Origin of the sequence: Reichenbachiella sp. 5M10 (assembly GCF_002742335.1) — a bacterium.
Taxonomy (GTDB): Bacteria; Bacteroidota; Bacteroidia; order Cytophagales; family Cyclobacteriaceae; genus Reichenbachiella.
Window position 1 is genome coordinate 794,863 of the sequence record NZ_MDGR01000007.1, and the last position, 19,421, is coordinate 814,283.

The 19,421-nt window shown below is 41.4% G+C and carries 22 protein-coding genes; 21 read left to right on the forward strand and 1 reads right to left on the reverse strand.

All coding sequences use genetic code 11. The features are described from left to right. Positions 1-90 precede the first annotated feature (90 nt). The 19 genes from BFP72_RS03245 to BFP72_RS03335 all read left to right on the forward strand — a co-directional run bounded on the left by BFP72_RS03245 (position 91) and on the right by BFP72_RS03335 (position 13,086). Positions 91-1,026 carry an AraC family transcriptional regulator gene (locus BFP72_RS03245; RefSeq protein WP_099597733.1) on the forward strand — a complete coding sequence of 312 codons (936 nt, stop codon included), beginning with the start codon at positions 91-93 and terminating at the stop codon, positions 1,024-1,026. Positions 1,027-1,114: 88 nt separating this feature from the next. Beyond that, positions 1,115-1,669, forward strand: coding sequence for a YbhB/YbcL family Raf kinase inhibitor-like protein (locus BFP72_RS03250; RefSeq protein WP_099597734.1), 555 nt, complete (start codon positions 1,115-1,117; stop codon positions 1,667-1,669). A 219-nt stretch (positions 1,670-1,888) separates the two neighbouring features. After that, the gene (locus BFP72_RS03260) at positions 1,889-2,335 is read left to right on the forward strand and encodes an acetyltransferase (protein WP_099597736.1); all 447 of its coding nucleotides are present in this window, start codon (positions 1,889-1,891) and stop codon (positions 2,333-2,335) included. Between the two features lie 682 nt (positions 2,336-3,017). Next, the gene (locus BFP72_RS19100; RefSeq protein ID WP_158233261.1) at positions 3,018-3,170 is read left to right on the forward strand and encodes a hypothetical protein; all 153 of its coding nucleotides are present in this window, start codon (positions 3,018-3,020) and stop codon (positions 3,168-3,170) included. Positions 3,171-3,181: 11 nt separating this feature from the next. Beyond that, a complete protein-coding gene (locus BFP72_RS03270; RefSeq protein ID WP_099597147.1) occupies positions 3,182-3,823 on the forward strand; it encodes a hypothetical protein in 642 nt (213 codons plus the stop codon). A gap of 215 nt (positions 3,824-4,038) precedes the next feature. Then, the gene (locus BFP72_RS03275) at positions 4,039-5,034 is read left to right on the forward strand and encodes a DUF4365 domain-containing protein (protein WP_099597738.1); all 996 of its coding nucleotides are present in this window, start codon (positions 4,039-4,041) and stop codon (positions 5,032-5,034) included. Positions 5,035-5,295: 261 nt separating this feature from the next. Next, positions 5,296-5,646, forward strand: a complete 351-nt coding sequence (locus BFP72_RS03280; RefSeq protein ID WP_099597739.1) for a hypothetical protein — start codon at positions 5,296-5,298, stop codon at positions 5,644-5,646. Positions 5,647-5,896: 250 nt separating this feature from the next. Next, positions 5,897-6,466: a hypothetical protein gene (locus BFP72_RS03285; protein WP_099597740.1), complete on the forward strand. Its 570-nt coding sequence runs from the start codon at positions 5,897-5,899 to the stop codon at positions 6,464-6,466. Between the two features lie 297 nt (positions 6,467-6,763). Beyond that, positions 6,764-7,162 (forward strand): hypothetical protein, encoded by a 399-nt coding sequence (locus tag BFP72_RS03290; RefSeq protein ID WP_099597741.1) that lies wholly within the window; start codon positions 6,764-6,766, stop codon positions 7,160-7,162. A gap of 1 nt (position 7,163) precedes the next feature. Further along, positions 7,164-7,445, forward strand: a complete 282-nt coding sequence (locus tag BFP72_RS03295) for a hypothetical protein (protein WP_099597742.1) — start codon at positions 7,164-7,166, stop codon at positions 7,443-7,445. 99 nt (positions 7,446-7,544) lie between these two features. Beyond that, a complete protein-coding gene (locus tag BFP72_RS19300) occupies positions 7,545-7,820 on the forward strand; it encodes a hypothetical protein (RefSeq protein ID WP_255397264.1) in 276 nt (91 codons plus the stop codon). A 102-nt stretch (positions 7,821-7,922) separates the two neighbouring features. After that, positions 7,923-8,096, forward strand: coding sequence for a hypothetical protein (locus BFP72_RS19305; RefSeq protein WP_221406465.1), 174 nt, complete (start codon positions 7,923-7,925; stop codon positions 8,094-8,096). Next, positions 8,086-8,271, forward strand: coding sequence for a hypothetical protein (locus BFP72_RS03305; protein WP_099597743.1), 186 nt, complete (start codon positions 8,086-8,088; stop codon positions 8,269-8,271). The genes BFP72_RS19305 and BFP72_RS03305 overlap by 11 nt, the downstream gene beginning before the upstream one ends. A 236-nt stretch (positions 8,272-8,507) precedes the next feature. Next, a complete protein-coding gene (locus tag BFP72_RS03310; protein WP_099597744.1) occupies positions 8,508-9,410 on the forward strand; it encodes an NAD(P)H-binding protein in 903 nt (300 codons plus the stop codon). A 59-nt stretch (positions 9,411-9,469) separates the two neighbouring features. Then, a complete protein-coding gene (locus BFP72_RS03315; RefSeq protein WP_255397148.1) occupies positions 9,470-9,793 on the forward strand; it encodes an SDR family NAD(P)-dependent oxidoreductase in 324 nt (107 codons plus the stop codon). Between the two features lie 141 nt (positions 9,794-9,934). Next, a complete protein-coding gene (locus BFP72_RS03320; protein ID WP_099597745.1) occupies positions 9,935-10,846 on the forward strand; it encodes an AraC family transcriptional regulator in 912 nt (303 codons plus the stop codon). A gap of 237 nt (positions 10,847-11,083) precedes the next feature. Beyond that, complete coding sequence (locus BFP72_RS03325; protein WP_185123718.1) at positions 11,084-11,650, forward strand: Crp/Fnr family transcriptional regulator; 567 nt, start codon at positions 11,084-11,086, stop codon at positions 11,648-11,650. A gap of 148 nt (positions 11,651-11,798) precedes the next feature. Further along, positions 11,799-12,716 carry an SDR family NAD(P)-dependent oxidoreductase gene (locus BFP72_RS03330; RefSeq protein ID WP_099600672.1) on the forward strand — a complete coding sequence of 306 codons (918 nt, stop codon included), beginning with the start codon at positions 11,799-11,801 and terminating at the stop codon, positions 12,714-12,716. Between the two features lie 109 nt (positions 12,717-12,825). Further along, a complete protein-coding gene (locus BFP72_RS03335) occupies positions 12,826-13,086 on the forward strand; it encodes a type II toxin-antitoxin system PemK/MazF family toxin (protein WP_099597747.1) in 261 nt (86 codons plus the stop codon). Between the two features lie 534 nt (positions 13,087-13,620). Here BFP72_RS03335 and BFP72_RS03340 read toward each other — a convergent pair. Then, positions 13,621-15,417: an acyl-CoA dehydrogenase family protein gene (locus tag BFP72_RS03340; protein WP_099597748.1), complete on the reverse strand. Its 1,797-nt coding sequence runs from the start codon at positions 15,415-15,417 to the stop codon at positions 13,621-13,623. A gap of 402 nt (positions 15,418-15,819) precedes the next feature. Between BFP72_RS03340 and BFP72_RS03345 the strand changes: the two genes are divergently transcribed. Both BFP72_RS03345 and BFP72_RS03350 read left to right on the forward strand, forming a co-directional pair. Further along, positions 15,820-17,034 (forward strand): multidrug effflux MFS transporter, encoded by a 1,215-nt coding sequence (locus BFP72_RS03345; RefSeq protein WP_099597749.1) that lies wholly within the window; start codon positions 15,820-15,822, stop codon positions 17,032-17,034. Between the two features lie 215 nt (positions 17,035-17,249). Then, positions 17,250-19,406 (forward strand): TonB-dependent receptor, encoded by a 2,157-nt coding sequence (locus BFP72_RS03350; RefSeq protein ID WP_099597750.1) that lies wholly within the window; start codon positions 17,250-17,252, stop codon positions 19,404-19,406. The last annotated feature ends 15 nt before the right edge of the window (positions 19,407-19,421 follow it).

Here is a 19,421-nt window from a genome sequence, read left to right on the forward strand (position 1 = left end):
CTACAGGTAACAGCTCCGCCGCTTCGCTCGGGAATCGATAGAATAGCGAGGAATGGTCATTCGTAAGCCAATCAGCCTCGATCAACAGGAATGGCTAAACAGACTTTTGCAGTATCGAGCGATTCGCCTATCTTAGATACCTGTGAGGGCACATCGTCCTACACAGGCGTTAGAGACAATTGCACCTTGAAAACAATCTCCCTTCCAGAACAATTAATTATCAATAAAGGCTCAAGCGTTGTAGCCTTCGATTACCAAGTGGAGCAAGAATCGACCAAACAGCAAGTAAACCTATCTATGAATACCTTCAGTTTCCTGACCGAAGGGAATAAAGAGGTTTACTCAGATACGAAATTTAGTGCCATTTCGAATAGCGAATTCCTTTTAATGAAGTCAGGTAAGTGCCTTATGACGGAGAAATTTACCGATACGCTGAAAAGGTATAGAAGCATTCTTTTCTTTTTCACGGATGAAGCTCTGCTACGCTTTATAAGGAAATACTCTATTGTGCTATCCAAGATGACAGAAAGGAAATCAGTTCAATCCATTAAATATGATGATTACCTACGATCTTTTGCTAAGAGTCTTGCTCACCTAGTCAACCTATCTTCTGTTCACAGGGATAAAGTTCTACAAGTAAAGTTTGAGGAGCTCATGCTGTATCTGATTGATAAGGAGGGGGTGGAATTACTCTCTTCATTCGTAATTAGTACAAACGAACATGAACATCACTTTCAGGAAATAGTGGAAAACAACAAGCTCAACCGACTAACAATCAATGAACTCGCCTTCTTGTGCAACATGAGTATATCTACTTTTAAGCGAACATTTGAGAGACAATTTCATACTTCTCCAAGTAAATGGTTTCAGGAAAGAAGGTTAGAATATGCCGCCTTGTTACTTAAAAGCGAGGGAAAAAGACCCACCGATATTTATTTACAAGTTGGCTATGATTCACTGACCAACTTTATTCAAGCCTTCAAATCCAAGTATGGAATGACTCCAAAGCAATATCAATTGGATTGAGCTTTTAGCAATACTTTTTGAGCCAGCTCAACTAACGGCACTGTTGAATTAGAAATGATATTTGTCCACGAATTTAAAATATACAATTATGAAAAAGATAATCTTATCGGTTGCCTTTGGCATCATCACTCAAGTGTCATTTAGCCAATCAACATTTACTTTGTCAAGTCAGAATCTCGGAGGACAAGCAACTTTAACAGAAGAGTTTAATGGTTTTGGTTGTGTAGGCAAGAACGAGTCGCCTCAATTAACATGGAAGAATGCTCCTGCAGGAACTCAAAGCTTTGCCGTGACGATGTATGATCCAGATGCTCCAACAGGAAGTGGGTGGTGGCATTGGGTAATGTTTGATATCCCGTCGGATATAAACGAATTAGTTAGTAATGCTGGAAATGTCTCGGCCGACCTTGCGCCAAAAAATGCTATTCAAAGTATCACCAATTATGGAGCTAAAGGATATGGCGGTCCTTGCCCACCCGAAGGTCATGGACTACATAAATATGTAATTACCGTATATGCCTTGAAAACAGCAAAGCTAGGCTTAGATGAAAACACAAATCCGGCAATAGTAGGATACTATCTATGGAGCAATACTATAGCGAAAGCAAGTATAATCACCTACTATCAAAGAGAGAAAAAGTAAAAGTCTCTAACAAACGATAGGGCACATGGTAGACACTCAGGCTAAATGCCCTCTAACGAAAAACGGTCTCACAGCAGTGAGACCGTTTCATGGTCTGATACTAAACATTGCTGATAATACCGGCCAGTTCCTCAAAACTGACATCATCGCCATTGGTGATTCGTGCACAACACTTCTTGGGGAGGGACCCAATACCAACAAAATAGAAGGAGAATAAGAATGATACAATACAAAATTGATAACATCAGAAAAGAAGAATATCAGGAAGTTGTAAATGTTTGGGAAGCCTCAGTTAGAGCAACTCATGATTTTTTGAAAGAGGAGGATATTGAATATTTCAAACCCTTGATTTTAAACACATACCTTGATGCGGTTGACTTGAGATGTGTCAGGAACGAAAAAGAAGAAATAATAGGGTTTAGTGGCGTTGCTGATGGTAATCTTGAGATGCTATTTATACACCCAGATGTAAGAGGAAATGGTATCGGGAAAGTACTTTTAGAATATTCAATCAAAGAACATAAAGTTACAAAAGTTGACGTGAATGAAGATAATAAACAGGCTGTTGGATTTTATGAGAAGTTTGGATTTAAAACATATGAACGTTCAGAGTTAGATTCATCAGGAAAACCTTATCCGACTTTACATATGAAACTAGAGAAATAAGAAAATACGAAATACTAACAACTCAAAAACCTTCTAAAAAGGCATTTGAGCAGGGTTTATGCGTTTTGAGCAAAAACTTAGCTTACCTGAGCCTGAAGGTAAGCTTACCAAAGCCCCAACCTAAGCTTACTGCAGGGTGAACCTAAGCTTACCTCGACCCTGAGGTAAGGCAACATGGGAGCCGAACTAAGCTTAGGTTGGACAGGTCAGGTCTTATCCCCCTCCCAATCCCAAATATAGCACCCATCTCATGGCGTTTTGTGCTATTCGAAGGGGTTTGCCTGTAGCCTTGGGAAATATCGACGGGAAATACTAGTTTGGCCTCACCAAGCCGATCAGCAGTCGGCATCCTGCAGCATAAGTTCGAGAAATAAGTACACGATCAAGGGAAGCTTGCTATATGCTTTGGCCCCTTCGCCTGAGGCATTACTCGGAATCCGAATAGCCCTTCTGTAGGTTTTTGGAGCAAGTAGGTATCAACCTAGGATTGTTGTTTGGTCACTAGACTATCACTATCTTCGAAGTGTGCAGCTATCTCTACCCTGTGGGCTATTCGCCTTATTGAGAGCTGTCACTACGTAGAAAAATAAAGAACAGTATAAAAGACATAGTAGATATAAAGTGCACTGTGCACTTTACACAAATGTTAGCGTGCATGGCGAAAGACCGAAGATCTACCAGAATGGAAGAAGAAAAACTAAGTGAACATCAACTTAAACGACTTGTCATCAAGGAACGAGAGAAGTCGAGAAAAACAGAGTTAATTGCCGTAACCATTCTTGCGATAGTAGCCTTAATTGCGACAATTATTTGGGGTATTTTCAGAACACAATAATTCCGCATACATTGAGATCAAAAAAACTAAGAGGGCTTAAAAGAAGACAAAAGAATATTGATAAATGGTTCGAAGGGCATCAACGAATTAACCTTGAAATTCTAAAGGAGTCGAAGTACTATTATTGCAAGTCAAAAGTAGATCCTTGGTCTAACCTCTACTATGAAGTAGATTATCCTGCGAATTACAGAAGACAGCTGTTTTCTCATCTTTTGAGTATCTACGAACTTTGGAAGAAACAACTAGAAGATAACTTTGATGACTTCTATCTTGCGATTTGGTTAAACGATAGACGATTTATCGATTCTCAAGTAGTATCAGCAATTGGCGACCGAGCTGAACATTATCAACAAATGTGGAACCTTCATGAAGAACCTTTGAAATTTCCTATCAAACTATTTAACAACGAAGAAGATAGAGTTTCTATGTTTCATTGGGATTCAACAGAAGATGAGGATTTAGTGTTTGAGTCTGAATATTCTGATCTCGATATTAATGATTATTGGAGCCCTGAAGATTTTTTTGATGACGTTAGATCATATAGGAAACTTGTGAAAAACAATACACCAACCCGAACGATACAAACTGAAGATGGAATAGAAAAGGCGTTTGTACTAAAACGGGGAAACACATGGATTGGCAAACAAAAATAACGACACGCTAACATCACCTATCCTCCATGGTGATTCCTGCTAGAATTGAGGTTGGCGGTTTCTACTAGCACCGGAAAATCTTCGCTTTTCCTCACATGGTTGAAAAAAGGTAGTGATGAAAATCGAAGATTTTCCTAATTTGTAACCGAAACAAAACACACGTCAAGCACCACAGAGGATAGCTAGGCGTTGTGCTTCATTTAGAAAAAAAATAAATGGCTCGTAAAAAGCAGAGAGTCTTCCAACATGAAATGGAGGATGAATCTTATAAAATTATTAAGGATGTATTACCAAATAACTGGGTAATTCGAGAATTTAATAGACCTGATTATGGAGTCGATATAGTTATCGAAATCTTTGACAAAGTAAATGAAAAGGTTTCAGAGGCATTGGGAGAGTATTTGTATGTTCAAGTTAAGTCAGTACAGTGTATAGAAATAAAGACCGAAAAAATATATCCTGTTGGAAACGTAGCAAAAGTTGGTTGGAGAGAAGATAAGAGTAAATATTTTAACATAGATGTTATTAAGTTTGTGATAGACACGGACAGCATTTACACAATTCAATCTCTTGGCTCTAGTATTTCTTTTCTCTTATTTGTTGTCGATATAGATACAAGGAAAGTGTATTTCATTTGTCTCAATGATTATATAGACAAAATTCTATTTCCGAGAAACCCCAATTACGGATCTCAAAAAGATGTAACTATAACGATTCCTGTCTTAAATGAGTTATCGTTAAAGCATATAAGTAAGCCAGCCTTAGAATATTATGGAAAGCGTGCAAAGATGCTGTCAGCATTTGCAAAGTTTGCCTATCAAAAAAATGAAATCAATCATTTATTGAATTATAAAGACTTTCCTCTTTTCACTTATCGAGATTCTTTAGCCAATGAAGCAAATATTTATGCTGATGAAATTAAGACCCAAGTTTTGTATTTCATCGAACAGATAGAATATCTAGAAATATGGGACTATCAAAACTGGCAACCTCTTCCTCTTGCTAAAACAGAAATTAAACAATTGAAGAAAAGCTTACTTGATGGTACCGAAATGAATACAGTGAAATTAGAAATCATAAGAGTTTGGCACGGGCTAACAAATCTTGGCAATATGTACGAGGAATTAACAAGAGAGTGGTATATGCCTAAATATTTGAGTTTTATGATGTCATATCCAGAAGTACCAGAATCGATTGAGGTGAAAAAATAACGAAAGCACAACATCACCTATGACACCATGTCGTGTCAGTGGGTTAAGAAAGATTTGTGGTTACTTACAAGCCCCGCGAATTCTCTGAATTCGCCTAGTGTGAAAAAGAAATTACTATGCGAATTCAAAGAATTCGCTACTTAGATAAACGAAACGAAATACGAACTTAAACACGTCACGGTGCATAGCCAGAGCGTTACCTGTCATTAATCTAACTGCAAAATCTCTACGTTGATCCAACCCTCTTAAACAAAAAAGTCAATGAAAATACTTGCGATAATTGCTTCAATTTCAACCCTTATTTTCGGAACTCTCTACTTTGTAGAATCCAGTCGAACGGAAGAACTTAGAAGTGTAATCGAACAAAGAAACAGAGCATTTGTTACACTAAGCGCAGTTGCCAACGGACTAGCTAACCTTTCAAATACCGCAACAGACTCTCTTATATTGGAAATCTCAACCTCAACAGAAATTCTAACAAGTACCTCAACATCGTATATCATTGGAACTACCCTGAACAACCCAGAAAATCACACATGGGATTATGACATATTAGAGCTCAAATCGGATTCAATAGGTCAACTACAATCTGTGGAACTTTTCAAACAGTAAGTACGAAAAAAGACAGGTAACATTGCGTATAGCGAATGCCCAAGCTGCGTGACCGAAGGTGTGCGGGAAACAGCACCGCCGCTCCGCTCAGGAATCAATAGAATACCGAGGAATGGTCATTCGTGACTCAAGCTGTCTCGATCAACAGGAATGGCTAAATAGACTTTTGTAGTTTGTCGCGATTCGGCTACTTTAGTGCTTTATCAAACCGTGTGGGCACATCGCCATACGCGGACGTTATCATTAATCGATGTTTTTAGAATTAGAAGTTGTCTCCTCATTTTTTGCTACCAAATACTACATAAATAATGGAGAAGATTTGGTGTATAAAGGAGTTAACAGCTGGGGTTGGTTATTTTCTAATACTCTAATCCATAATTCCAGCTTAAATACACTCGCAAGCGTTAACAAAAAATGGAGCATATATAAACCAACTTATATTATTAAACATGGCAATTCTACATCGATATTACAGATCAAATCAAGCTGGAAAGGCTACTATAAATGTTCAAACAACACAGATGTCTATCAACTAATTAGCCACAAAGGGCTGAAAACATCAATATTTCTGAACGACATACAAATTGGATATTACGAACAGAATGAACTAGAATGGCTAGAAACAAGAAAGTATCAGATACACCTCAATCCAGATGCTGACCAGCCTCTTATTTGTTCTATTATTATTAGTCTCGACAATTACAAAAACGGCAAAGATGCAGATCGCGGTACTACCTTCTATGTTGGAAAGTTAACACCAGAAATCAAACCGTTTGATGAGAGCTGGAGACCAAAAAATAAAAATGATAACAAGGTGTAGGCACGAATGCCCATGCGAGCTTTCCGAATCAATGCCAGAAGCAACACCACCGCTCCACGCGGAATCTCTAGAATACCGATAACGCATTCGTGGTTTCCTTGGCTGTCTAACTTTGGACTAATGGCTAAACGAGCTTTTGTGGTTGTGCGCGGATCGGCTATCTTTCTGCTTTAACCAAGCCGTGAGGGCACATCGTCCTACACAGGCGTTGTAGGGCATTAAAAAAAGACGATGAAGTACAAGAATTATAAATCGACAATTCACAATTTCACTCACTCCTTCATAAGCATTGACTATATGAAAAGTGGACGAATTGCTGTGAATGTATTGATTGACTTGTACAACCTCGGACTTGGAAGTAAGACAACATTTGACTTTATCAATAAGACAATTCAGCCCGACCAAGCAGAATCCAAAGAGAGCCGACAGTTATTAAATGACTATTTGGATTGGCTACCAGACCACTTCGCAAATCACAACTGCGACTTGACCAAATTGGAAATTTTGGAAACAACTATTTGGACTGACTTTGAAAAAGCCTTTTCGCCACCAAGAATGAATGACACAATTGAATTTACTGTTAATGCGGTGACAAAATGGAAAGCGGACGAAAAAGACGAACAAACCCTTGAGATTTCACAGACCGAGTTGATAAAGAAGAACTTTTTGAAATTGAGAATTCCGGAAATGAAATAATATGGCTAAAATCTTTACACTTAAAAATATACTTATTGGATTAGCTGTAATTATTATTGACTTGTTTATCTATTTTGTCCTTGCCTTGTTATTGATGAACTACGATGATTTTTATGATGCGAGTAAAGGCGAATATTGGAGTTTGGAAAGTATGACCTTTTGGCAAAAAGTAAATTATATAAGTTTCAATCTTTGGTATGTAATTAACGCGGTTCTGATTGGAATTGTAATTTATCGAGTAATAAAAAGAATAAAGAAAAACGCCCTACAACAACGGGTATAGTGCATGCCCTGCGGGACACGCATCATACTCAAACCGTTGAGGGGAATTGAGCCTGATGGGAACTGAACAGATAACTGCTATATTTGTGGCGTGAAAAAAATGTATGTAATAGCAGGGCCGAACGGAGCAGGTAAGACAACTTTGTCCTACACAATTCTTCCTGAAATATTCGATTGTGATGAATTTGTTAACGCAGATGAAATTGCACGTGGCATTTCTCCTTTGAACCCTGATAAAGCAGGAATTAGAGCAGGTCGTTTAATGCTTGAACGACTTCAGGAACTCGTTTCTAAAGGAGAGTCATTCGCCTTTGAAACCACCCTTTCAACTAAGTCATATCGTGGTTTTATAGACCGAGCTATGGATTTAGGATAGACACCACTTTGCTTTTTCTTGCACTGGATTCGATCGAACTTGCAAAACAACGAGTTCAAACAAGAGTTAAAGAGGGAGGACATAACATACCTATTCAAACCATTGAAAGAAGATACTCAAGTGGACTTACCAACTTTTTTAAAATATATAAGTCAATTGTCAGTAGATAACTCAACTGAGAATTTTGAATTTATTGCCGAAGGATCAGGTGCTGACCTTGTCGTAAGAAGTGAAAAGATATGGTCTCAATTAAACGAAAAGTATAATGGAAATTAGCCAACAATTACAAGAACTAGAAGAGAAAGTAAGTTTAGGACTCAAGGAAGCCTATCGAAAAATGGCCGAATTCAAAAAAAGGAACAATAGCCCATTAATTGTGTCTCGAAATGGTGAAGTAGTATCTATACCTGCCAATGAAATACTCCCTACAACAAGTGCTAAAAATCCATAGGCTAATGAGCTACTTGCAAAGAGCATTTGAATCAGATACTTTTATTGATTTTAGCAAAGGTCAAGCCTACGGTTTTAGCTGGGCGTTATCTGTAATGGCAACAAAAACAACCCGAATTCCATAACCTATATAAATATTTGATTCCATTCTCATTTTGACTACACAAATCCTCATTTAGAACACATTTCGCAAAACCAGCCATACGACTTTTGTATTTCAAAATTTAAAAGAGAGATATGAAAATAGTATTGACAGGCTCATTGGGTCGTATTGGGAAACCACTAACAAAAAGTTTAGTAAAAATCGGGCATTCGGTAACCGTTATTAGCAGTAAAACCGATAGACAAAAAGAAATCGAAACTCTTGGGGCAAAAGCAGCAATCGGCAGTATGCAGGATGTTGATTTTTTAAGTACAACATTTAAAGATGCTGATGTTGTTTACTTGATGATAGCCTGGGATGCCATAGGTAACATCTTTGACAAAAGCATAGATTTCCCTACTGAATTCAGCAAAATTGCCAGCAAGTATAAGCAAGCTGTCAAACAGGCAGGTGTAAAAAAAGTGGTGCATTTGAGTAGTATCGGGGCACATACTAACCAAGGTATTGGCAGCCTTTCTGTTTATAATGGTGTTGAGGACATAATGAATCAATTGCCTACTGATGTGTCCATCAAATTTATGCGACCTGTTGCGTTTTATCCTAACCTTTTTAGGTTTATGGAAAGTATCAAGACCAATGGAGCTATTATGCAAAGTTATGGTGGCGACAAAAAAGAGCCATGGGTTTCACCATTAGATATTGCAGATGCTATTGTAGAAGAAATGGAGAAACCTTTTGATGGCAGAAACTCTCGCTATATAGCAAGTGATGAAGTTTCACCCAATGAGGTAGCTACAATTTTAGGAGAAGCCATAGGAAACCCAGATTTGAAATGGCAAACTGTACCGGCTGAAGAGTTACTGCGTGGTGTACTGGCGTCAGGGATGAATGAGTGGGTTGCTAAAGGTTTTATAGAAATGCAAGCCGCACAAGGAAGTGGCATTTTATACGAAGATTTTTATAAAAACAAACCAGACTTAGGCAAGGTGAAAATGACAGATTTTGTCAAGGAATTCGCAGCAGTTTATAAGCAATGACAAAAGCACTAATTACAGGAGCCAATTAAAGTATTGGATTTGAAACAGCTAGACAACAATTGCAACAAGGGTATTATCTTTATATAGGTAGTCGTAGCATTGAAAGAGGAAATCTTGCCATAGAAAAACGGAAAAATAAAGGGGTAACAAATGCCGAATCTATTCATTTAGATGTAAACGATACCGCTTCGGTGGATAAAGCAAGAATCGAATTAGGTAAAAAGACAGATGTGTTGGACGCACTTATAAACAATGCAGGTATTAATGGGGGAATGCCACAACAAGCATTGAGTACAACCATTGACCAATTGCAAACTGTGTTCGACACCAAGCTTGTATGGTGTGGTGAGAGTTACCCAAGCATTTGGAGGTTTATTAGGTAAATCAGAACAGCCTCGCATTGCAAAATATGCCACAATTGACGAAGATGGGCCGACAGGGAAATTCATTAGTGAAGAATATAATCCACAGACAGGCGAATGTCCTTGGTAGAATGCCAGCCAAATATTTTGTAAATTCATAATATGAAAAAAGGGAAAAACAATTTTCAAGTATTTCAATCTTTATCCGACTTGCATCGGGTGCTTGGTTTGCCAAAGCCGTTGCACCCGATGATAAGTTTTACAGACATTAAGGACATCAAAATTTTACCAGAAGAATTAGGAAATACTTATATCCTTAACTTCTACAAAATATCTTATAAATCAACCCTTTGCGGACAAGCTAAATATGGACAGCATTATTATGACTTTGGCGAAGGCGGATTGGTATACACCGCACCAAATCAAGTTTTTGAATTGAATCACCAACCGAGTACTGGTTTTTTATTACTCATTCATCCTGACTTTTTGTTAAGCTATCCATTGGCAAATAAAATCAAGCAATTTGGTTTTTTTGGATATGCGACCAACGAGGCATTACATATTTCAGACAAGGAGAAAGAGACTATATTTTCAATATTCAAAATAATTGATGAGGAATTACGAAGTAGAATTGATGATTTTAGCCAAGATGTAATCATCTCACAGATAGAACTATTGTTGAATTATAGCAACCGCTATTACAAAAGACAATTCATCACCCGAAAAGTAGTAAACAACGACTTGCTACAGAAGTTGGAAGAAATTTTAGATGATTACTTCAACAATAATAAAACCTTAACTCAAGGGATTCCGACCGTACAGTCTCTTGCTGAACAGCTCAATATTTCATCAAGTTATTTAAGCGACCTTTTACGTTCTTTGATTGGGCAAAGTGCCCAGCACTACATCCACAGTAAACTCATTGAAAAGGCCAAAGAAAAGCTGTCTACGACAAATTTTACGGTGAGCGAAATTGCCTATGAACTGGGGTTTGAACACGCTCAATCATTTAGCAAGCTTTTCAAGTCAAAAACAAACCTTTCCCCTCTGGAATTCAGGCAATCCTTTAACTAAACCAACAGCGAACCGAAAACCACTACAGCTAACAATGTATATAAAAAATCAGGCTATAGGCTCGTGTAAAACTCTGTACTTAATCGAAAGTTAAGTGCTTCGAAATCGCCTACTTCTCATGTACTAAACGTTATCTGCAACCAGAGAACCCATCCAAATGGAGCAAAACCAAAATCAATCAACCCTTTTTGCCATTTGACAAATTCCGAATAAAATGCAATGACAATCTTTGTGACTATGGACAAATTAATAAACTATCTGTTGGAATTTGGGCAGCTAAATCAACAGCAACTTGACTTGATAAAGAGAAAAGCACAGGTATTGGAGTTGAAAAAAGGCAATTACTTTTCTGAAGCAGGGAAAATTCCAAGACAAGTAGCATTCATAGAAGAAGGCATCTTTCGAGTTTGTTACTACAACAGCGAAGGAGATGAAATCACCAAATACTTTGTTGATGAAAACAATTTTGCAGTGGACATATACAGCTTCAATCAAAAAATCCCATCTTCGGAATATGTACAGGCTGTAACAGATTGTACACTGCTTGTATTTTCTTCAGAGTCACTTAATGATTTATCAGCTACTATCATTCAATGGGACAGTATTATCAATAAAATAACCGAAAAAGCATTGGTTGATAAAGTAAATAAACTAAGCCCAATGTTAGCCGAGGATGCCACTACACGGTATCTAAATTTTCTTGAAAAGTTTCCGAATTTAGCCAACAGAATTCCGCTTTCCTATCTTGCATCCTACTTGGGGATCACACAATCATCACTAAGTAGAATTAGAAAAAGCATCTGAAATGAGCACCGAAGGCTTTCGGTACGAATTCCATGTAACCTTTAAAATGAATTAAATATACATGAATTCATTATTTGCCAAATGGCAAATGTTTTTGCTTTTGAAGCGCTGAACTTTGCTTCATCATTTAAATAAAAAGCAAAAAAATATGGATTCAATAATTATTACAGGTGCAACCAGCGGTATTGGTTATGAGTGTGCCTTACAAATGGCTCGAATGGCCAAAAACGAACAAATTATCATTCCTGCCAGAAATATAAAAGCAGGAAAAGAAGTGATTGAAAAGATAAGGGACAAAACAGGTCATAAAAACCTAACGTCTTTGGAATTGGATTTGGCTTCATTACAATCTATCCGTGAATTCTCGGAGAAATTATCAAGAGAAAAAGAACTATCCATTTCTATTTTGATAAACAATGCAGGCGTACAGAATATTGGTGAAACGCAATATACCACAGACGGATTTGAACAGACATTTGGTGTAAATCATTTAGGTGCATTTGCCTTGACAATGCAATTACTGCCCTTCATGAAAAATAACGGCCATATAACATTCACATCTAGTGAGACTCACGACCCAGCATTAAAAACACCCATAGAACCTCCTATTTATACAAGTGCCCAAGAACTTGCTTACCCAAAAGAAACTACCGAAAAACCTAACATAGTTGGACAAAGAAGGTATTCCACGTCAAAGTTGTGCAACATAATGACGGCATACGAATTACAAGAGCGATTAAAACACACAAATATCAGGGTAAATGCTTACGACCCAGGATTAACACCAGGTACAGGACTTGCAAGAACTTACACACCTGTCATGCGATTTTTGTGGAAAAATATCTTCCCTGTATTGACCTTATTCAAAAGCAATATCCATACACCAGCGCAAGCAGGAAAAAATTTAGCAAACCTTGCGTATTCTGAGAAATACAAAGACTTAAAAGGAATTTATTTCTCAGACAGTAAAGTGGTTAAAACATCTGTTGATTCTTACAAAAAGGATTTTCAAAAAGACCTGTGGAATGGCAGCCTAGAACTGACAAAAACCACATTTACAGAATAATATAAAGATGTTTTCAAAAAAAAATGGCAGCAGGTAACAATGTATAAAAGCAATAGCGGTGCTTGCGTGAACTCGAACCGTTTTTGTGTTTAGTTAAGTATTCTGCTTTCTGAAGACAAGGCCATACGTGATAATATCTCCAAACGAACTAAACTTCAACATCAAAACAGTTACGGTTGCTCCGATGACTACTAAGTCGCATAATTACCCAACGAGAATCCAAGTTTACCAAAACAGGAAAAAAGGTTGGGTTGTACTCGATCAAATCAGAACGATCGACAAGCAAAGAATTATCAAATTCTATGACAAGCTTTCTGATAAAGAAATCTCAGAAGTCAAACAAGCGATCAAAGAAACATTCGTTGATTGAAAAGAAGGATAACAATGCCCATAGCTGTGTGACCCCATCAATGCCATAACATGCTCCGCCGATTCACTCGACTCGGGAAGTGGTAGAATACCGCAGAGTCACATCGCCATATCTGATCGTTCCCCGCAATGTCATCTGCTTGACATGAAAACATGCCAATGTCCTTTTGGGCTGCCTAGGCAATGCAACTGCAGGGGTCTGAGGTCTTCCTCGTTTAGAGCACAGAGCCTCTTTGGGGGGAGCTAACGGTTATTCTGAGATATTCCCTACGGTTTTGGATGTAGACCCGCTGGACTTCCCTCTCAACTCCCGGCAGGTTTGGAGTCATTTATTTCCTGCTCCTGAGACCATTTTTTTGGTGTTGTTTGATTGCGGTAGGTTGACTTCATCGTTTTACCTAGTCAAACGTTATCAGTCATTGTGCACCAACTTTGGGTAAAGGAAGGTTTCGGCGGGACATAAAAAAGCCCTTCGCATCGTAGACGCAAAGGGCTAAACCAAACAATCAATTTTGGGTTATTCAGGTTGGTTTAATCAAAGAGTGTATTTGTTTTCGGCGATCATGTGCTCAGCAATCTCACGTCGGAGTACTTTCACGTTGACGGGGTTCGTCTTGGTGAATCGTTTCAATCCCATCAGCATGACCTTTTGTTCGTCTCCAGCGGTGAACGATGCGATGGCATCCTTGCCTGCTTTGTTGATTTTGTCTGCTGCATCGTAGAGGTACACTTTCGCTGCATTGATTTGCAGCTTGCTCGCTTCGGCGCCTTGGATAGATACGAGCTTCTCCGCGCGTAGTACAGCGGACTCAGCAGCGTAGATCTGAATCATCATATCCGCTACATCCATCATGATCTCTTGCTCCGTCTCAAATGCCGGGCCGAAAGTCTGTGCAGCCTTACCCGCTACCATGAGCACGGATTTTTTGAGTCGCTTGAGGACTTCTTTTTCTTCGGCAAAGGGCTTGGACATATCCGGCATGTCGAATGACGGCACTGCAGTCAATTCTTTGGCGACTGCCATGGCAGGTTCCATGATGTTGAGCTCGCCTTTCATCGCGCGCTTGAGGATCATACCGACCATGAGCATGCGGTTGATCTCGTTGGTGCCTTCGTAGATGCGTGTGATCCGTGCATCTCGGTAGGCACGTGCCATAGGCGCGTCTTCTGAGAATCCCATGCCACCGTAGATCTGTACGCCTTGATCGACCACATAGTCGAGGGCTTCTGATCCGATGATTTTGATGATGGCACACTCGATGGAGAACTGCTCAAAACTCTTGAGTTTGGCCTGTCCGTCTTCCATGCCGTCGGCAATCAGATCTGCTATGCAGTCGTCGATGTTTTGACCCGCACGGTAGGAGGCCGCTTCGGTGACCCAAGTTTGGATGGCCATCTCTGCGAGCTTGTGCTTGATGGCGCCAAAGCTAGAGATCGCCGTGTTGAACTGCTTTCTTTCGTTGGCATAGTTGACCGAGTAGTTTGCTACTTCCTTGCATCCTCCGAGTACACCCGCACCGAGTTTGATTCGGCCGATGTTGAGGATGTTTACGGCGATTTTGAAACCGTTTTCTCGGTCAGAGAGCATGTTTTCTACGGGGACTTTGCAGTCGTTGAAAAAAACTTGGCGGGTCGATGACCCCTTGATTCCCAACTTCACTTCTTCGTCGTTCATCGTGATCCCACCAAATGTCTTTTCGACGATGAAAGCCGTGAGTTTTTTGTCGTCATCGATCTTCGCAAAGACGATGAATAGATCTGCAAATCCCGCATTGGAGATCCACATTTTTTGTCCGTTGATGAGGTAGTGTTTGCCGTCATCGGATAGTGTTGCTTTGGTTTTGCCAGAGTTGGCATCTGACCCCGCGTCTGGTTCCGTGAGGCAGTAGCAGGATTTCCATTCGCCCGATGAGATGAGGGGGAGGTATTTTTTCTTTTGTTCTTCGGTACCGTAGTAGAGTATAGGGAGTGTGCCGATCCCTGTGTGTGCACCGTAGGTCGTCGAAAACGAACCCGTCTCGCCGATGATGTCTGCGATCAGCATGGAGGTGTTGAAGTTCATGCCCAGCCCGCCATACTCTTCGGGGATGGATACACCCAGTAGGCCGAGCTCACCCGCTTTGGTCATCAGGTCGGGTACGATGTTGCCTTCTTGCTTTTCGATCTTTTCACGAATAGGCTGAATTTCTTTGTCAATAAAATCCTTGGTGGCCTGCGCCATCATCTTTTGCTCTTCGGTGAACTCCGAAGGAATGAAAATATCCGCAGCGGCAGTTTCTCTGATGAGGAACTCTCCGCCTTTGATAGATCTTTTTGCTGTTTGGGCTTCCATATGCTTTAACTTTATGATGTTCGGTTTTTTGTGGTCTGTTATGCGTGCATAACAATATCAAATATATATGAAATTTATTATGCGTGCATACTAAGTTGAGAAAATTATTTGTGAAAGGAATCACTCAGATGAGAAAAGAAATGGGGGGTATCTTGCTCAATAGCAGGTGTTTCGTCGGGAGATAATATACGCTATTCATCATCGGAAGGGCAGGTAGCATATGTGACCAAACCTTCTGACCTGGATAGAGTATAACGATAAGGAGTGATACCTGTATTGCCACTGGTGGAAAAGTGGTTTGACCTAGTGTCCAAATGCGATATCATTGCGACCTGCACGATGAGAGAGACGAACAACAATCCCTATGGTCTGTACAGACCGATTTGAACCCGTCGAATAAGAATGAGAAGTTGGAAAATACCTAAGGAGTCATTCCTGATTACGATTTTGTTGGCCAGTCTGGTGACACTATCGCCGTTTGCTATAGATACTTACCTAGCCGCTATGCCGATGATGGCAGAGGTGTTTGGCGTGCATCTCAGCGTCATTGAGCTTACGATTACGTTGTATTTTCTAGGGTTTGCCATCGGGAACTTTATAGGAGGGCCGCTGTCTGATTCGTTTGGGCGCAAGACCGTGGCTCTGCTAGGAATAGGGCTGTATGGGCTTTCGTCTTTGTTGATCTCTGTCAGTACTTCGATTGAGGTGATCTTGGTGCTGCGGGTCTTGCAGGCATTTGGTGGAGGTTTTGCCACGGTCACCTCCAATGTCTTCATCAGTGACTGGTACGAAGGCAAGCATGTCGCTCGGTTGGTGACCATCACCAGTATGATGATGATGCTTGCACCGTTGATTGCTCCTGTGTTAGGCGCTGTTTTGATCAGTCATTTTGGTTGGGAGTCGGTCTTTTACTTTCTGTTTGGTTTTTCATGTGTGCTGTTTCTGGTCTTCTCGGTTTTTGTATCCGAATCTAGGGATCAAGCCTTGATCACGCGGAGACTCACGACACGGCAGTTGTTTGACAAGTACAAGACCTTCTTTGAAGACCGCCAATCGATTATATTCTTGTTCTCGATTAGCCTGTCCATGTCTGGAATGTATGTTTTCATCACCAGTGCATCCTTTATCTATTTGGATTTCTTCGCGGTTGATCCGTATTACTTTCCGTATTTGTTTGCCGCCAACATCATTTTGAATGTCATGTTGTCCTTCGTCAATACGCAGTTGCTCAAATACTATCGTCCGAGATACATTCTGCGTGCGGGGATGCTGTTGCAGTTGGTGGCGGGCGTGATTCTATTCGTGTCTGTCCGCCTGGACGAACCTTCGTTTTGGGGAGTGTTCGGAGGTGTCGTGCTCTTTATCGGTAGTCTGGGGTTGGTGTTTGGCAATGGCACAGCGGTCATCTTGAATCACAACCCCAAGGTGAGTTCATCTGCCAATGCTGCGATAGGGATTTCTAGGTTTGTTTTGGGGTTTCTGGTAGGTAGTGTTATCGCACTGTTCCACGCCGATGACTTGGTGCCAGTCGGTACGGCGATGTTTCTCTGTACCCTTGCGGGGAATGTGATGTACAACATCGGGATGCGCTACAAAGGGCACAGGGCAGTCAGCTGATGCTGGGTGTCATAGATCAGCGGTCTACTAGATAAGTGGCAGAGGCCAGTCTCTGTGTTTGGTCCTGTGCTCAGGAGGTAAAATGTATGAAACACGATTCCGGTTCATTCAGTTTCTTTCACAGTTCATTCTCAAAATCCTACAACTCACCCATTTCCATTATGTAATCATTGCCTGTCATTCGATGTTTGAGCTATCAAAATCAAACAAACCGAATGAAAAATTCAATTCTAACCGCACTATTTAATCTACTCTGTATTCCCATCCTTTTGGGACAGATCACGGGACAGGTACATGACACGGATGGCGAGCCATTGCCGGGCGTGAGTGTCTACATCATGGGGAGCTATGATGGCACTACCACGGATATAGAGGGCCGGTTCTCGTTTCGCACACATGAGGTAGGCGAGCAGACTTTGGTCGCTAGTTTCATCGGGTACAAGACCCACGAGGAGGTACTGACGATGGGCGAGTCACATCGCTTAGACATTCGTCTCAAAGAGGAAGTCAACCGCCTCTCAGGTGTCACCATCACGGCAGGGAGTTTTGAGGCGAGTGATGAGCAAAAGGCTACCGTACTCAAACCGCTGGATATTGCGATGACTGCTGGTGCGGGGGCGGATGTTTCGGGCGCACTCAATATGCTGCCCGGGACGACTACCAATGGGGAGACGGGACGTCTCTTTGTCCGAGGAGGTACAGCCAACGAGACGCAGGCCTTTGTCGATGGGATCTGGGTGAGCAACTTCTACACCACCACACCGAGCAACGTCCCTAGCCGGGGGCGATTCGATCCGTTTTTATTCAAAGGGACATTCTTCAGTACTGGGGGCTACTCTGCGGAGTATGGACAGGCGCTGTCTTCTGTGCTTTCACTCAATTCGCTGGATCTGGCCGATGAGACGATTACCGATATCAGTCTGATGTCGGTAGGAGGAGCTGTAGCCCATACGCAGCGTTGGGATCAGGGGTCGGTGTATGCCAAGATAGAATACATGAACCTGGACCCCTACATGAACCTCGTCAAGCAGACGTACGATTGGAAGGATGGTTTCACGTCAGCCAATGGCACGTTTATGCTTCGACAGAAGATCAACAAACAAGACATGCTGAAGGTCTATGCCAACTATGACCGCAGTGGATTTCATGCCATCATCCCCAGCATCAACAACCCCGCGGGAGACGATACCAAAGTCCAAAACGACAACACTTATCTCAATGCGACTTACAAGAAAGGTCTTGGGGATGCAGGCATGGCTTACTTTGGGGTATCCTATGGTCTATACCACCAAGATACCGACTACAATGCCATCCGGGTAGAGGGGCAAAATAAGGCAGTGCATGCCAAGAGCTACTATACCACGGACATCGGGAGTTTGTCCCTCAAAGCAGGAGGGGAGATGATCCGCGCGGACGAAAAGGAGGATACCCGATTGGCGGACAACTCAGCGTTTGATCGTGCCTATGACAATACACAACTGGCGGGGTTTGTAGAAGGGGACTATTTCCTGACACAGGCACTGACGCTGCGTGCAGGCCTTCGCTATGCGCACTATTCGGTGTTTGAGGAGGGACAGTGGTCACCACGTGTCTCGATGGCTTACAAGACAGGTGAATACTCGCAGGTCTCCGCAGCTTTTGGGCAGTTTCATCAGTTGCCGCAGCGTGACCTGATGCTCGCCGCGCAGGATTACATCTTGCCAGAGCAGGCGGATCACTACATCCTCAGCTACCAGCGTATCAAAGAAGGTTTCACCTTCCGCGGGGAGCTGTACTACAAGACCTATGAGGATTTGGTGAAGTACGATGCGGATGATATGTACAACCCGACGACCTACATCAATTCAGGGGAGGGCTATGCGCGCGGGATCGACTTATTCTTTAGGGATGCCAAAACGATCAAGAATGCAGACTACTGGATATCGTACTCCTTCATAGACAGCAAGCGGGACTACCGCAACTATCCTCAGCAAGTGCGACCGGAGTTTGCGGCGATGCACAATGTGTCGGTGGTGTACAAGCATTTCATTCCTGTGATCCGTACGCAGATTGGTGCGACGTGGGACTTCAACAGTGGTCGCCCGTACAACGACCCCAACGAGGATGAATTCAACAATCAGAAAACGAAGTACTATGCCAATTTGAGTTTCAACTTTGCCTTTTTGTACCGACCCCATGTCATCCTCTATGCATCTGCGACCAATCTGCTCGGCAGAGACAATGTCTTCGGCTATGACTATGCCGACATGCCAGATGCTAGCGGAGTGTACGATTCGCAAGCGATAGGCCAGCAGGCCAAGCGCTTCTTCTTCGTGGGCGTGTTTATCTCCCTGACCAAAGACAAGAAAACCAACCAACTAGAATATTTATAAATCAACTTAAATCTT